At 57.9% G+C, this 13,724-nt stretch carries 13 protein-coding genes and 1 pseudogene; 10 read left to right on the top strand and 4 right to left on the bottom strand.

Annotated features, from left to right (window positions below):
• Positions 1–23: 23 nt before the first annotated feature.
• Positions 24–1,406, top strand: a complete 1,383-nt coding sequence (locus P1M51_RS08345; RefSeq protein WP_276274350.1) for an FAD-binding oxidoreductase — start codon at positions 24–26, stop codon at positions 1,404–1,406.
• A 791-nt stretch (positions 1,407–2,197) separates the two neighbouring features.
• Here P1M51_RS08345 and P1M51_RS08340 read toward each other — a convergent pair.
• Positions 2,198–2,331 (bottom strand): annotated as a pseudogene (locus P1M51_RS08340) (IS5/IS1182 family transposase); the annotation flags it as partial.
• Positions 2,332–2,430: 99 nt separating this feature from the next.
• Here P1M51_RS08340 and P1M51_RS08335 point away from each other — a divergent pair.
• The 3 genes from P1M51_RS08335 (at position 2,431) to P1M51_RS08325 (ending at position 4,127) form a co-directional block, all read left to right on the top strand.
• The gene (locus P1M51_RS08335) at positions 2,431–2,766 is read left to right on the top strand and encodes a helix-turn-helix transcriptional regulator (protein ID WP_276247744.1); all 336 of its coding nucleotides are present in this window, start codon (positions 2,431–2,433) and stop codon (positions 2,764–2,766) included.
• On the top strand, positions 2,763–3,236 hold the full coding sequence (locus tag P1M51_RS08330; protein WP_276274349.1) for an SRPBCC domain-containing protein: 474 nt from the start codon (positions 2,763–2,765) through the stop codon (positions 3,234–3,236). Before P1M51_RS08335 ends, P1M51_RS08330 begins: the two co-directional genes overlap by 4 nt.
• 270 nt (positions 3,237–3,506) lie before the next feature.
• On the top strand, positions 3,507–4,127 hold the full coding sequence (locus P1M51_RS08325) for a hypothetical protein (protein ID WP_276247742.1): 621 nt from the start codon (positions 3,507–3,509) through the stop codon (positions 4,125–4,127).
• A gap of 16 nt (positions 4,128–4,143) precedes the next feature.
• Here P1M51_RS08325 and P1M51_RS08320 read toward each other — a convergent pair whose 3' ends face one another.
• Genes P1M51_RS08320 through tnpA form a run of 3 tightly spaced genes read right to left on the bottom strand, consistent with a single transcriptional unit; the run spans position 4,144 to position 6,213 of the window.
• Entirely contained in the window at positions 4,144–4,524 is a 381-nt protein-coding gene (locus tag P1M51_RS08320; RefSeq protein WP_276247741.1) for a PadR family transcriptional regulator, read from the bottom strand.
• A gap of 38 nt (positions 4,525–4,562) precedes the next feature.
• Positions 4,563–5,807 carry a transposase gene (locus tag P1M51_RS08315; protein WP_276274348.1) on the bottom strand — a complete coding sequence of 415 codons (1,245 nt, stop codon included), beginning with the start codon at positions 5,805–5,807 and terminating at the stop codon, positions 4,563–4,565.
• A gap of 1 nt (position 5,808) precedes the next feature.
• Positions 5,809–6,213, bottom strand: coding sequence for an IS200/IS605-like element ISHmu6 family transposase (gene tnpA, locus P1M51_RS08310; protein WP_015763788.1), 405 nt, complete (start codon positions 6,211–6,213; stop codon positions 5,809–5,811).
• A 597-nt stretch (positions 6,214–6,810) separates the two neighbouring features.
• Here tnpA and P1M51_RS08305 point away from each other — a divergent pair.
• The 6 genes from P1M51_RS08305 (at position 6,811) to P1M51_RS08280 (ending at position 13,287) form a co-directional block, all read left to right on the top strand.
• Positions 6,811–7,125 carry a BCCT family transporter gene (locus P1M51_RS08305; RefSeq protein ID WP_276274347.1) on the top strand — a complete coding sequence of 105 codons (315 nt, stop codon included), beginning with the start codon at positions 6,811–6,813 and terminating at the stop codon, positions 7,123–7,125.
• Positions 7,126–7,510: 385 nt separating this feature from the next.
• Positions 7,511–8,287, top strand: coding sequence for an AsnC family transcriptional regulator (locus P1M51_RS08300; protein WP_369685095.1), 777 nt, complete (start codon positions 7,511–7,513; stop codon positions 8,285–8,287).
• A gap of 175 nt (positions 8,288–8,462) precedes the next feature.
• Positions 8,463–8,873, top strand: coding sequence for a universal stress protein (locus tag P1M51_RS08295; protein ID WP_276247737.1), 411 nt, complete (start codon positions 8,463–8,465; stop codon positions 8,871–8,873).
• 2 nt (positions 8,874–8,875) lie between these two features.
• On the top strand, positions 8,876–11,140 hold the full coding sequence (locus P1M51_RS08290) for an amino acid permease (protein ID WP_276247736.1): 2,265 nt from the start codon (positions 8,876–8,878) through the stop codon (positions 11,138–11,140).
• 807 nt (positions 11,141–11,947) lie between these two features.
• Positions 11,948–12,826: a ParA family protein gene (locus P1M51_RS08285; protein WP_276247735.1), complete on the top strand. Its 879-nt coding sequence runs from the start codon at positions 11,948–11,950 to the stop codon at positions 12,824–12,826.
• Entirely contained in the window at positions 12,823–13,287 is a 465-nt protein-coding gene (locus tag P1M51_RS08280) for a hypothetical protein (RefSeq protein ID WP_276247734.1), read from the top strand. The genes P1M51_RS08285 and P1M51_RS08280 overlap by 4 nt, the downstream gene beginning before the upstream one ends.
• Positions 13,288–13,724: the final 437 nt, after the last annotated feature.

Below are 13,724 nucleotides of genomic sequence, written 5' to 3'. Positions count from 1 at the left end.
CAATGAATCCTGACAATTCAATAGTGGACGGGGACGCGCTCGGCTCGTTCCGACAACAGTTCAATGGAGAGATAATCCAGCCCGGCGACGAGAAGTACGACAGCGCTCGTCGGGTCTGGAACGGGATGATAGACAAACACCCGGCGCTCATCGCTCGCTGTACCGGGGTTGCGGACATCATCACCGCGATAACCTACGCCCACGAACACGACATGCTGACGGCAGTCCGCGGTGGTGGTCACAACGTCGCGGGGTTGGCGGTGTGTGACGACGGGCTCGTCATCGACCTCTCGGAACTGCGCAGCGTCCACGTCGACCCCGAGAACCGAACGGCCCGCGTCGAGGCGGGTGCCATCTGGGGCGACGTCGACCGGGAGACCCAGGCGTTTGGGCTCATCGCACCGGGTGGCGTCGTCTCGGAGACAGGGGTCGCGGGACTGACCCTCGGTGGAGGATACGGTCACACGCGACGGAAGTACGGACTGACCTCGGACAGCGTCCGGTCCATTGACCTCGTCACCGCCGCCGGAGAGTTCCTCACGGCCAGTCCCACCGAGCATGAGGACCTGTTCTGGGCGCTCCGGGGTGGTGGAGGGAACTTCGGCGTCGTCACTGCCTTCGAATTTGACCTGTACGAACTCGGACCCGAGGTGATGACCGTCGGGACGATGTATCCGCTTGAGGAAGCACCCGCACTCATGCGACAGTGGCGGGATGTCGTAGCAGACGCAGCCGACGAGATATCGAGCAGTGCGGCTCTCTGGCGGATTCCGGATCACACGGTGTTCCCGGAGCCGCTTCGTGGCAAACCGGTGTTTATCCCCTCGTCCGTGTACGCTGGCCCTGTCGAGGAAGGGGCGAAGGCGATGCAGCCGCTACGAGAGCTCGGAACACCAATCGTGGACCCGAGTGGCCCGGAGTCCTATCTGGAACTACAAAGGAAGTTCGACCCGTTCTTCCCAGCAGGCGACCGCTACTACTGGAAGTCCCGGTTTATGGGCGATCTGAGCGGTGAAGCGATTGATACGATGGTCGAGTACATGACGAAGTGTCCGTCCCCTCGCACCCTCGTGACGGTTCGAGCGCTCGGTGGACAGATTGCCCGCGTCGACCCGACTGAGACTGCGTTCACAGACCGTGACTCGCCGTTCATGATCAGCATCGATTCGACGTGGACAGACCCGGAGGAGGACGACGTGAACGTCGAATGGACTCGCAAGCTGTGGGACGCGATGGCGCCACACGCCACCGAACGGATCTATTTCAACTTCGCCATGAACGAGGAGGGCGAAGACGTCGCACGAGCTACCTTCGGTGAGAACTACGAGCGTCTGGTCGAGGTCAAGAGCAGATACGACCCGGAGAACCGGTTCCGCGTCAACCAGAACATCTTACCCACGGTGTGACCAGAGTCATGAAACTCGAACCATTAGCAAACGGCGATACGGCCACAGAAAGGGAATCGTCGCTAGACGTCATGGGTGGCCCGAAGTAGCCGAACGAGCCATTTCCCGAGGCAGTGTGGTGCTGCCGAATACATCCTCTAAATCTTGCATCTTGAGGTCAATTAGACACCAATCTGTACTGAAATAACTGGCTCTGTTGAAATCCTATTCGTTCGACATCACCGTCGCTGAAACAGCCATTCGGTAGGTGTGCATGTGCATCACTAGAATGCCTCGCGGTTCGCCTTCTCTAACGGGTCCACCTGTTACCGGCACGAGTCCTTACTGTGGTGTGACGCACCGTCGCAACGGATAGAGTGGACAACCAAGTGAATCCCGAGTTATCGGCTAGTGGGCAGCGAATTCGTTAAGCATCTCAACCTTCCGCTCAGTCGTCGTGTCGCTGCTGGTATGGCCTGCATCTTCAACGATAATCAGCTCCGAATCGGGCCACCGACGGTGCAACTCCCACGCCGTATCGAGTGGGGCGGCCAAATCAAGGCGACCGTGAATCAATACACCCGGGATACCAGCTAACCGGTCAGCGTTTCGGAGGAGAATACCGTCTTCCAGCCACGCCTCGTGAGCGAAATAGTGGGCGGCGATGCGGACGAACGAGTGTTTCCTGCCCCTCTCCCGTCCACTATAGATCTCGGTGGTTCCGTTGGGTTCCTCAGAGATAACTGTATCCTCCCATGCACACCAAGCGTCCGCCGCCCGTCGTCGCTCAAGCTACGCGCTTTATCTACCGTTCAGAGCGCCTTGTCGATGGTATGAGTGGGACAGCCAACAGCGAGTTCACGGAACTGCTTCACCAGCGCCGTGAGCGGATGAATGCGCCATATTTCCGTTTGAGACGGGAGTTTACTGTCTCGCTTTGACTGCGTCACGCGGGATGCGTGCGCGTCGATCGGGGCAGGATTGTGGCCCCGGAATTGTTTGTTTAAGCAAATGCTTAAGTATAGTGGACGCGATAGTTTAGAAGATGCTTAAGCATCCTGACGTTGACCTGGACGCGGTCTTTGCTGCACTCTCCCACCCCACCCGACGCTCGCTCATCGAGCAACTCTCGGAGGGTGAGAAAAGCGTAAGCGAGCTAGCCGAACCCCACGACGTCAGCTTGCCAGCAATCAGCCAGCACCTGCGTGTGTTGGAAGACGCTGGGCTGCTCGAGCAGACCCGCGACGGCCGAGTGCGCCGGTGCGCACTCCAGGGCAAACCCCTGTCCGAAGCCTTCTCCTGGATCGTTCAATACCGAATCTTCTGGGAGGACACGCTGGAGGCCATCGCGCAAGAAGTTGAAGAAGGCGATCAGCCATGAACGACCAAACTAACGAACCGGAGACTGGAAGCATCGAAGTGAGCCGCGTGATCAAGGCACCGGCCGAGCGCATCTACAAGGCGTTCCTGGATGCAGACGCGCTGGCAAAGTTCTCACCGCCAGCAGGCTACACCGCGAGGTACGACCACGCCGACGGCGAGGTCGGCGGCACGTACCGCGGGACGTTCACCTCGCTCGACAAGAACGACGAGCACAGCTTCAGTGGCGAGTACATCGAGCTGGTGCCCAACGAGCGCATCGTCCAGACGGACCGCTTCGAGACGGATGCCCCCGAGATGCAAAGCCAGATGACCGTGACCATCACCCTCGAAGAAGTTGCGGATGGAACCAAGGTAACCGTCCGTCAGGAAGGCATTCCAAAGCCAATCCCCGAAGAGGATGCCGCTGTGGGCTGGGGCATGAGCCTGGAGAACCTGGCCCGACTGGTAGAGTACCCGGAGGCCGAGTAAATTAGTCATCGCCACCCAAGCCGAGGACCCCACGCCGCAGTGATGATACGGACCGACAGTCCGCCCACCCATTTCAAGAACCGGCAGTTTATCACCATCCTGTGTACCTACGCACACTCTACGTACCACGGCTTCGCACTGACTTTCCCGTGAAACCTACCGACTATGCCACGGGTTCTATGACACCCTCGCTACCATTACTATCACGCTTTCGTTGAGATAGAACGAGCGCTGGTTTGTCGTTCCCAGGAGGGGCGGAGGGAGTCACAGATGTCACCAACCCCATCGGTTACGCTCGACGTTGAGACAGCAGCTGCCTTTCGCGACTGGTTGTTCGAGACAGGCGTCGAGAACCACGCCAAGCCACAGATCGCGAATCCACTCGCTGAACTCGCCGCTGCAATCGATAGCGAACTCCACGACAACACGGAATACGTCGAAATCAGCGCATCAACGGCAGTCTTCCCATCGACTGACCACGTTACAGTTGTCGATGACGACGGTTCACCACCGCATCAGGAATCAGAAGAACCAACATGGCCAGTTGACACTGTTTCCGTCGACGACGCCGACAGCGACCCCTGCCGACGATACGACGACCTCCCCGACGACGCGTGGTACAGTCGGCTTGACCAGTATAACGCTGCCAAGGACAAGACGCCGTCAGTTCTTGGTCAATCGACATCGTTGACAACACCTCCCCACACACAGGGGGAAGCCGACCGAATCTCAGTTCGATACCTCACGTCCTACGAGTGTTCGGTGTGTGGAAGCATCCGAGAATTAGAAACCTCGTTACAGATGTGTGCGTTCGTCGACGACTGCGCAGCCTGTGGCACCATCAACGTCCGGTTTACTGCGATCGGAATCCCCGAGCCCATTCACAAATAATACACAGCTATTCGCCTCAGCTATCGTCCGGTCTAACCATCTCATCGATGAAGTCACGATACTCTTCGGCAACCCACTCACCCCGGCCCGTGAGCGTGTACTGCTTCCGTCGCTTATCGCTTTCCTTCGTTCGCTTATTGACCAACCCGGAGTCAACCATCCGATCGAGACTCGGATACAGCCGACCGTGATTGATGTCTTCAGGATAGAGTTCTTCAAGCGCGTCTTGAAAGTTCACTCCTTCTGCCGGCCCGAGCCGGTAGATCAACCAGAGGAGGTGGACCTGAAACGCGGTGAGGTCAGTCGGAAGATTATACGCTGAGAAATCAATCGAGTGGGTGTCCGTCGAATCATCAGCAGAGGACTCCGCCTCGTCCGACGAGTCTGACGTGGTCATACCTCGGTATTCACTACCGGCACGTGAACTACCCTACCCTACTCGCTCACGGCTGACGCCGTTCGCTCCTTGAGGGTAGGGCTTCCTGCTTCCACGACGCGCTTTGCAGATACAGGCGTATCCACAGGGAGCGCAGTCTCCACAGGCGTTGATTCGGAGTATCCCACTCCTACGTCTTCGAGGCCGCGAGAAAGGATGTTCCACGCCGCGTTCGCGTCCCTGTCCGCCTCAAACCCGCAGGCAGGACAGGAGTGTTCACGGACCCACAACGGCTTCTCCGTCGAGACGCCACAGGACGCGCACTCCTTGGTCGTCCCTCTCGGGTTGACCGCCACAAAGTGCGTCCCCTCTCGCTCGCATTTGTATTCGAGCAACGAGATGAACGTCCGCCATGCGGCAGACGCCGTGTTGCGGCTGTTCGACGGCGACTCCATCATCCCCTCGACGTTCAGGTCTTCGACTGCCACGAGGTCGTACTCCCGAGCGTAGTAGTTCGAGAGTTTGTGCAAGAAGTCGCGGCGCTTCCGACGGAGGTCTGCGTGACACTCAGCAACTTGCCGCCGTTGCTTCTCGTAGTTGTTCGACCCGTGTTGCTTCCGCGAGAGCTTCCGTTGCTCGCGCTCCAAGCGTTCACGCTCGTCGGAGAGGTCGAGCGACCCGACCGCCGTACCGTCCGTGTCGTGAGCGTACTTGAGAATCCCCACGTCGATACCGACGCACCGCTCGGGATTCGCAGGCGGTTCGGGCGGCTCACGGTCCATTTCGATGCCGAACGTGGCGAACCACTCGCCCGTCGGGTCTTTCTTGACCGTGACCTGCTTGAGTGTCGCGTCGTCGGGGATGGCGCGGTGAAGCCGAATTGGTATGTCCGCGAGTTTCGAGAGTGACAGCACAGTCTGACCGCCCTTCTTGTCGAGCTTGAAGCCAGACTGACTGTACGTGAAACTGCGGAACTCCCGTGGCGGCTTCCACGTGAGTTGACCGACGCCGTAGCCGTTCTGTTTGAGTCCCCCGAGTGATTTGACGTTCTGCTCGATTCGCATGACTGCTGTTTGTAGAACTGTTGAGTACACGTCAGAGAGGTCGCCCCACCAGTCTTTCAGGGACGGAATTTCATCACGGATGGACCGAACACGCTGGTTGAGAGTGCCTGCGTCCTCAGGGATTTGGTCGAAGCGGTAGAGCGCGTGATTGTAGAGTTGCCTACAAATGTCTCGGTGGCGGTCCAACTCCTCGCGGTGGGCGTCGGACGGCGTGAGACGGTACTTGTAGGCGTAGTACATTCTACTCGCGTTGGTCCTCTACGTACTGTTTCAGCACATCCAGCGACACCTGCCCCGTCGAGATGAGGCAGTACGAGTCGTTCCAGAACGAGTCGCCCCACAGTTCGGTCTTTAGTTCGTCCGCGTACTCGTTGCGGATACGGCGGGCAGTCGCGCCCTTGACCGTGTTGATGAACTTCACGAGGTCTGTGGTTGGCTTCGCTCGGAATAGGATGTGTACGTGGTCGTCCTCGCCGTCGAGGTTCGTCAGTTCGACACCGTAGTTGTCCGTGAACCCGCTGATGACCTCGTGTATGAATTGGGTTCGCTCCTCGGTTAGCACTCCGCGCCGATACTTCGTAGTGAGTATCAGGTGGTAGTGCAGCGAAAACGTCGAGTGCGCTCCCGAGTCGAGGTCGTATTCCATTGGGTTCGTTCAATACTATGCTACCCTACTGCAAACGAATTGCGACTGCGTGGGGCTGTGGGCCTGCCACCGAATCGTGTATGTGAACTGTGCGGCGTTGACGAGACGCGTCGCGTCTCGTTCGCACACGAGAGAAAAGCTCTCGTGAACGCTGTATCCCCTCCCTGCTCGCGCCTTCGGCGCTCGCTGAGGAAGGGGGCTTAGCGCCTCAATTCAGCTAAAATTCCACGTGGATAATCGAGTCGTCCTCACATTGCGCCTCGGTCACGCCACTTTGTGGGAATCATCACTGACCGCCACTGCAAAGGCAACCGATAGAATGCTTTCTTGCTATGCGGCGAAGGCTTATCCCTCACGTCGCCTTCCTTGGAGAGCAGAGATGGGCTTCTTCAAGCGAATCGGTAGGCAGGTTGAGCAGTTCAAGCAGACTGCGAAAGAGGTCGCTGAGGAGGACGCAGACTACCAGTGCCAAGCATGTGACGCACGATTTCACACCAAGCAGGATCAGTGCCCAAAGTGCGGCGCTCAGAAGGTTGTGCCAACGACAACCGAAGAGTGAGTTTTTGGCACCTCCGTATGTGATAGCGGCCTTCGCTCGTGAGCGACTCCGTCGGCATGAGCCTCTACACCAACTTCAGCAAGGGCGTTGAGTGGGTTGGGAGTTGGACCATGTTCTTTTGGGCGTGGTGGCTCGCGCTCGGCCCGATGATTGGGATTTTCATCGCACACATCTGTCGTGGCAGAACGATTCGCCAGGTTGTCTTCGTCGGAATCATCGGCACGTCCGCCACCTCGTTCCCGTGGTTCATCACCCTGGGTGGGTCAGCGTTGTGGGCGCAGACCACTGGGCGTGCAGATCTGCTCGGCGTGATGACAAGCCGACTACGCGCGATGTTGTTGGCGGCGTTCTAGGAGGGTCCACCGCCAAAGTAAGTGGACGATTTGGGTCGTTCGACTGTTCGCCTGAGCGATAGTACTAGCGGTTGCCGCTCTGTTCTCCGGGGATACAGCTAGAAGCCCTGCTCGACGAGGCTAACAATCACGGAATTAGGGCGGAAAATATGTTGGTCAATTTAACCCAAGCCGCCTTATTACTAATGAGTCAACAGAGCCCGGTGTTGTGTGGCTCTCTATTGTGGGGTTCACAGATTCTCAAGGTCCTCACACCTTCCACTTTCAAATAGTAGATTCCCATGCTTTTTCCGAATTCGAAAATATCCATATCTGTGGGTAAGAGTTAAGCAATATTAGGCTACAATATTCACGGAAGCGAAATTCTTGTACGAAGGGAATCACAATGCCCCATCGAAACAACTCCCATCGACTAGACGAAATCGACCGTCGAATCCTTCACGCCCTGATGCAGGATTCACGGAACACGAGCGCCACCTCCCTCGCCGAACAGCTGAGTGTCTCGGGGGCGACCGTCAGAAACCGGATTCACAAACTCGAAAACTCCGGCATCATCCGGGGGTACACAGCTCACCTGGATTTCGAACGGGCGGGCGGCAAGCTCACCAATCTCTACCTTTGCAATGTACCCGTTTCTGACCGGGAGGCTCTCGCGAACGAAGCCCGAATGGTCCCGGGCGTTATCAACGTTCGCGCGCTGATGACGGGTCGACGGAACCTTCACATTCTGGCCGTGGGAGAAGACACCACAGATCTTCGACGCGTTGCGCGCGCCCTCTCGGAACTCGATATAGAAATCGAAGACGAAGAACTCGTCGAAGACGAATTTATCGAACCCTACACCCCGTTCGTCCCAGAAATAACACCCTCACAACCCAAACCGAACGACTTCATTAGTCTGACCGGTGACTCGAACGTCGTCGAGGTCGCCGTCAAGCAGGACGCTTCTATCGCTGGCCTCTCCCTCGAAGAAGTCGGGCAACAGGGAATCCTCGACGAGGACACGCTGGTCATTGCCATCGAGCGCGACGACCGGGAACTCACCCCCCATGGTGCCACGGTAATTCGTCCCGATGACATCGTGACACTCCTCTCGCGGAACGGCGCGAGCCTGGACGACCTTGAGGCGTTCCAGGTGCCCCGCTCCGAACGCATCGGGTGACTATTTGCACACCCATGCACCTACTCAAAGCATTCCTCCGGCGCTTGTTCACCACTGAGACAATGGTTTGCGAGTGTCGGAACTGCGGCACGACCCTCGAAGAACAACTGTCCACATGTCCCGCGTGTGGGTCAGACGAAAGCGTCCGATACAACCTCGAGTAACTATCGAGACAATGAACCATTCTTTAACAGCGCACATTATCGTCCCCGTTGCCGATGAGAATGACGCACGTGACACTGCTGTCGCCTTAGCTCCGTACAATTTCGAGCGAATTACCGTTGTTCACGTCATTGAGAAGGGTGAGGGAGTTCCCGACAAAATTTCCGTCGAACAGGCAGAGCAGATTGCCGCTGAGGCGTACGCCGCGTTTCGGAAGATTTTCCCGACTGCTGAAACCGCGACCGCGTACCGTCGTGACGTAGTTGCGGGTATCCTCGACGTGGCCACCGGTCGGGATGCGAGCGCGATTCTCTTCAGACCGAGAGGTGGCGGGCGAATCGTCCAATTCCTCGCCGGTGACCGTTCTCTCAGGTTAATCACCGAGGCGGGTGTTCCCGTCATCTGCATCCCAGAGGAGGACTGAGGATGGAAAACAATCAGGAGCTCGCGAAGGACCTTGGGTTGCTCTCCGCGCTCACCATCGGTGTCGGAACGATGATTGGTGCAGGCATCTTCGTCCTGCCAGGCCAGGCCGCGGCTGCAGCGGGGCCAGCCGTTGCACTCTCGTTCGTCGTCGGCGGTGTCATCTCGCTGTTCACCGCGCTGTCGGCATCCGAACTTGGCACCGCAATGCCCAAAGCGGGCGGCAGTTACTACTATGTGAACCACGCGCTCGGGCCGCTGTTTGGCTCGATTGCGGGCTGGGGTAACTGGATGGGTCTCGCCTTCGCGAGCGCGTTCTATACGCTCGGATTTGGTGAATACCTCGCAACGTTCCTTCCGTTGCCTGCGCTGGCGCTCGGTCCCTTCGGACTCACCTCATTCCAGGTTGGTGCACTTCTCGCCGGACTGGCGTTCATCGCAATCAATTATATCGGCGCGAAGGAGACCGGTGGCATCCAGATTGTAATTGTCACGCTGTTGGTCGGCATCCTCACCCTCTTTTCGGTGCTTGGCTTCCTCCAGGCAGACCTCTCGACGCTCCAGCCGCTCTTCCCACCCGAAACCGGCGGTGCCACTGCGATTCTTCCAGCCACCGGACTGGTGTTCGTTTCCTTTCTCGGCTTCGCCAAAATCACGACCGTCGCTGAGGAATTGAAGAATCCCGGACGGAACCTCCCGCTGGCTGTCGTCGGAAGCGTCGTCATCGTGACGATCATGTACGCGATCATCATGGTCGTTCTGATGGGCGTCATCAACTGGCGTCAGCTTGCCCCGGAATTCACCACCACGCCAGTCCTCGACGTTGCGGAAGTCTCCTTCGGAGCGGTCGGACTCGCAAGTGTCGGCATCGGGCTGTTGACCTTCGCCGGACTGCTTGCGACAGCCTCTTCCGCGAACGCGTCAATCCTGGCGTCGTCGCGCATCAACTTCGCGATGGGGCGGGACAAGCTCATCAGCGCGAAGCTCAACGCCATCCACCCGAACTTCGCCACACCCTATCGCAGTATTGCGGTGACGGGCGGGCTCATCATTCTGTTCGTATTCGTCGGCGACGTGAAAACGCTCGCGAAGGCAGGAAGCGTCCTGCACCTCATCGTCTACGGGCTTCTCAACGTCGCGCTCATCGTGATGCGGGAGGCAAATACCCCGGAGTATCAGCCGGAATGGACCGTTCCCTTCTATCCCTTCGTCCCAATTCTCGGTGCCGTCACGTCATTCGGACTCATCGCGTTTATGGATCCAGTCGAGATCGGACTCGCGGCACTGTTCATCGGTGGGGGCACAATCTGGTATTTCGCCTACGCTCGTAGCAAGGTCGACAAACAGGGAATTCTCACCCAATACGTCCTCTCACGACAGGAGGCCATGCCGGACGCAGCGGTGTCGGCTGCTAGTAGCGTCCAGCCAGATGGCGGCCAGTTCAGAGTGCTGGTCCCGCTTGCGAACCCCGAACACGAGCAAGACCTCATCACCCTCGCCAGCGCACTCGCGAAGCAACGCGGCGGCACTGTGGATGCGGTCCACATCGTCACCGTGCCCGACCAAACGGCGCTTGCGGGTGCAGCAGCGCATATCGACGAACTCGATGCGACCTCCGCACGCCTCCTCGACCAGGCCAGGCGAGATGCGGAGACCTTCGGCGTTGAAGTGGAGACACACACGATCGTCTCCCACCGGTCGTTCGAAGAGATCTTCACGGCGGCTGAGACACACGAGGCGGACCTCGTTGTCATGGGCTGGGGTGATAACTCCCACGGCTCGCCAGGACGAGCCGAGAGCGCAATCGATGACTTCGCACACGACCTACCGTGTGATTTCCTCGTACTGAAAAATCGTGGCTTCGACCCAGAACGAGTGCTGGTCCCGACCGCCGGTGGGCCTGATTCGGACCTGAGCGCTACTATTGCCAACCTGCTTCAAGCAGAGTACGATTCCGAAATCGTCGTGCTGCACGTGGCCGAGGAAGGTAACCGTGAAGAGGGCAAGCGTTTCCTCACGGAGTGGGCGCAAGAGCACGATCTCGGAGACGCAAATCTCCGTATCGAGACGGGTGACGTAGAAACCGCTATCGAGGGCGTTGCTTCGGACTGTTCATTGCTGGTCATCGGGGCCACCGAACGTGGACTACTCTCCCGGTTAGTTCATGGGTCGTTGGTCATGGGTGTCGTCGACGACGTAGAGTGCTCGGTCCTCCTCGCAGAGAAAAAGCGTACACGGACGGTTCGTGAACGCCTGTTTGGTCGCTAACCGTCCATAATACTTTGAATTAGGAATTACACAAATATACACCGTCGTGACTCACAATACTGAATTTCCAGCGTCTACCTTGAGCGTGTCTTCGTTCAATTCGACATTAAGCCTTGAAGCCAAACTCCTGCGTCTAGGAAAACCGTAAAACGATACTGGGGAGACTGACTTCCTCCCACGACTGCAGTCGTGGGGTTCCCGTCACAGACGGGGTCCCACGGCGGAGAGGTTCCCCACTCGACGCATCGCGCGGTGGAGTTGTGGGCCGAGTCAGTACGGTCCCCGACCGAGATAGCGGGCTTCATCTACCCCCTCGGTGGGGTGCATATCCTTACCTCGGACTCGGTGGCACAACCTTCAAACTGCTCCAATATGGCTGTTTCGGCACCTGTCGGATGCATCCCACGACTGCAGTCGTGGGCTTTCTCCTCGAATCTCTGTAATATTATTTTGTTTCCACGGTACCGTCCCTCACATGTGTTCGTTTTGGTTGTCAGTTGGGGGCGGAAAGGCAGCTAAGCGCATTTTAACGAGCGATTCAAGGGTTTTTGACTGTTGATCTGCTTTCGTGAGCAGCATATGCCCAGTCGCCCGCTCCCGCCTACTTGACTGAGTATGTATTTTTAACTTGTTTCCGATGTCGCCTGAGGTACGGATTCGGAGGCGTATCACCGTTGCGTGCCAGAGCAGCTATCGACTGTGCTTCATTTTCGATAATGCTGTACAGTAACACTGTCCAGTATTACTGACCAGTAACAATTTTGCGTCTGACGGGTGTTTTTGTAGCAGTTCGACCATCACTCGCTAATGCTTACGTACACGGTGTATTCGGAAGCCGGCGGAGTGGGCAAGACCACGATTTCTGCGAATCTCGCGAAGGCGCACGCTCGGGCTGGCCAGGACGTGCTCGTCATCGACTTAGACCCACAGGAAGGGAGCCTTACCTACCTCCTCGACGTGGAAGCGGGGCGGAACGACGGCGGGTCTGACAACCTCGTTCGGCACATGATTGGGCGGCCGAGTGGAGCGTTCGAAGACCTTATCCGAACTGCGGAACCGGGCATCGACGTTCTCCCGAGTCACAACATGCTCGAACGACTGACCGAACTGTTGCTCCGCACTGCAGAAATCGAGGAGCAGACGAACCCAGACCCGGACTTCGAGTACCCCCGCTACGAACAGCTCCATCGCGTGCTCGCGGCGGCGCGAGTGCACGAGGAGTACGATGTGCTCATCGTTGACCCTCCAGCGACGACGGGCGACCACCTCTACAACGCGATTTACGCGACGCGGAACGTCGTCATCCCCCTCGAACTTTCGGGGAAGGGCCACCAAAGTGTCGAAGGTCTTCAGGACATCGTCGCGGGACTGGAAGCCGAACTGAATCTGGAGGTCGGCGTTCTCGCGGTGGTACCAAACGAAGTGAAAGACACCGCAGACCAGCGGGAGTACGAAGCCACGCTCTCGGAACTGGGGTTCTCCGTCCCGGTGTCGATTCGGGACCGCACCTCATTGTTCGAAGGATGCTGGAAACAGCAGGTCGATGCGTTCACCTACGTCGAAGAGTTCCGTGACCGCAAGCGGCAATACGAACTCGATACCCTCTCGCAGTTCGACGACCTCGCCGCCTTCGTCGCAGCGCAGGTTGGCAGCCCGATCGAATCTGAATCGGAGGTGTCGGCATGAAATCCGGAGCCGGGGACGACCCGTTCGAGGACATCTTCGATACCGAAGCCGACGAGAACACGTTGGATCCTGAAGCGCAATCGTCAGCAGGAGATTCCACCGAGATGCCGGATGAGGGCGACGGCCATTCCGCGGTGAAAAACGACTCGGGTCGCGAACAATCAGGCGGAGAATCGTCTGGTATTGACGAGCAATCAGCTGCGGATTCAGCAGACGATCCGGAAATTCCGTGGATTTTCCGCCGCGACAAGGTAAAATCAGACCGCGACAAGGTCCACCAACTGTTCGTCCGCCCGGAGACAGACCGAGCCTATCGGCGGTTCGAGAGCGATTTAGAGGAGGCGATGGACACCGACCTGAGCAGGCTCGACGTTCGGGAGGCTGCGTACCTCGTCGGGATGCAACATCCAGAACTCGTCGTCTCGGTTCTCGAATCCTGGGGTTACAACTACTTCGACTGAGCGCAAGTTGCCCGGAAACCGACGGACTGACACCTGGTTTCCGGTGAAAGTAGTGCGGATAGACATTCTATCACTAGTGAATTGTTGAGATGGGGTTCCGTGAAGGGGTCGTCATCTTGCGCACACCGGGTTTCCGGTGAAATCGGTGGCCGGTTGCTGGAGTATTCGACCCGACGCAGGCGAAGTTTCGTGACCGACTGACTTCTCGATGGTACAGATACCACAGACACCGGATTTCCGGTGAAATCGGCATGGTTCTCGGTCGATATAGGAGATGATAGCGCGCGCACACCAGGTTTCCGGTGAAACGGAGTGGGGGAGTGGATGAGTGTGGTTGGTCGGGGGGTAGAGGGTGGGATCAAAATACGATATCGAGTGGGACCGGGATACGTGTGGACTACCAATGGGGGGCGAATTGTGGAGTTGAATAAGATTGG

It is taken from the genome of Haladaptatus sp. QDMS2, from assembly GCF_029338295.1.
Classification (GTDB): Archaea; Halobacteriota; Halobacteria; order Halobacteriales; family Halococcaceae; genus QDMS2.
This window is presented reverse-complemented; position numbering and strand designations above follow the sequence as displayed.

What these genes read in the sequence shown, in the direction of transcription:
- P1M51_RS08335 (WP_276247744.1), top strand. Translation starts at nt 2,431, where the DNA reads ATGCTTAAGCATCCTGACGTTGACCTGGACGCGGTCTTTGCTGCACTC.
- P1M51_RS08330 (WP_276274349.1), top strand. Translation starts at nt 2,763, where the DNA reads ATGAACGACCAAACTAACGAACCGGAGACTGGAAGCATCGAAGTGAGC.
- P1M51_RS08325 (WP_276247742.1), top strand. Translation starts at nt 3,507, where the DNA reads ATGTCACCAACCCCATCGGTTACGCTCGACGTTGAGACAGCAGCTGCC.
- P1M51_RS08320 (WP_276247741.1), bottom strand. Translation starts at nt 4,524, where the DNA reads ATGACCACGTCAGACTCGTCGGACGAGGCGGAGTCCTCTGCTGATGAT.
- P1M51_RS08315 (WP_276274348.1), bottom strand. Translation starts at nt 5,807, where the DNA reads ATGTACTACGCCTACAAGTACCGTCTCACGCCGTCCGACGCCCACCGC.
- tnpA (WP_015763788.1), bottom strand. Translation starts at nt 6,213, where the DNA reads ATGGAATACGACCTCGACTCGGGAGCGCACTCGACGTTTTCGCTGCAC.
- P1M51_RS08300 (WP_369685095.1), top strand. Translation starts at nt 7,511, where the DNA reads ATGCCCCATCGAAACAACTCCCATCGACTAGACGAAATCGACCGTCGA.
- P1M51_RS08295 (WP_276247737.1), top strand. Translation starts at nt 8,463, where the DNA reads ATGAACCATTCTTTAACAGCGCACATTATCGTCCCCGTTGCCGATGAG.
- P1M51_RS08290 (WP_276247736.1), top strand. Translation starts at nt 8,876, where the DNA reads ATGGAAAACAATCAGGAGCTCGCGAAGGACCTTGGGTTGCTCTCCGCG.
- P1M51_RS08285 (WP_276247735.1), top strand. Translation starts at nt 11,948, where the DNA reads ATGCTTACGTACACGGTGTATTCGGAAGCCGGCGGAGTGGGCAAGACC.
- P1M51_RS08280 (WP_276247734.1), top strand. Translation starts at nt 12,823, where the DNA reads ATGAAATCCGGAGCCGGGGACGACCCGTTCGAGGACATCTTCGATACC.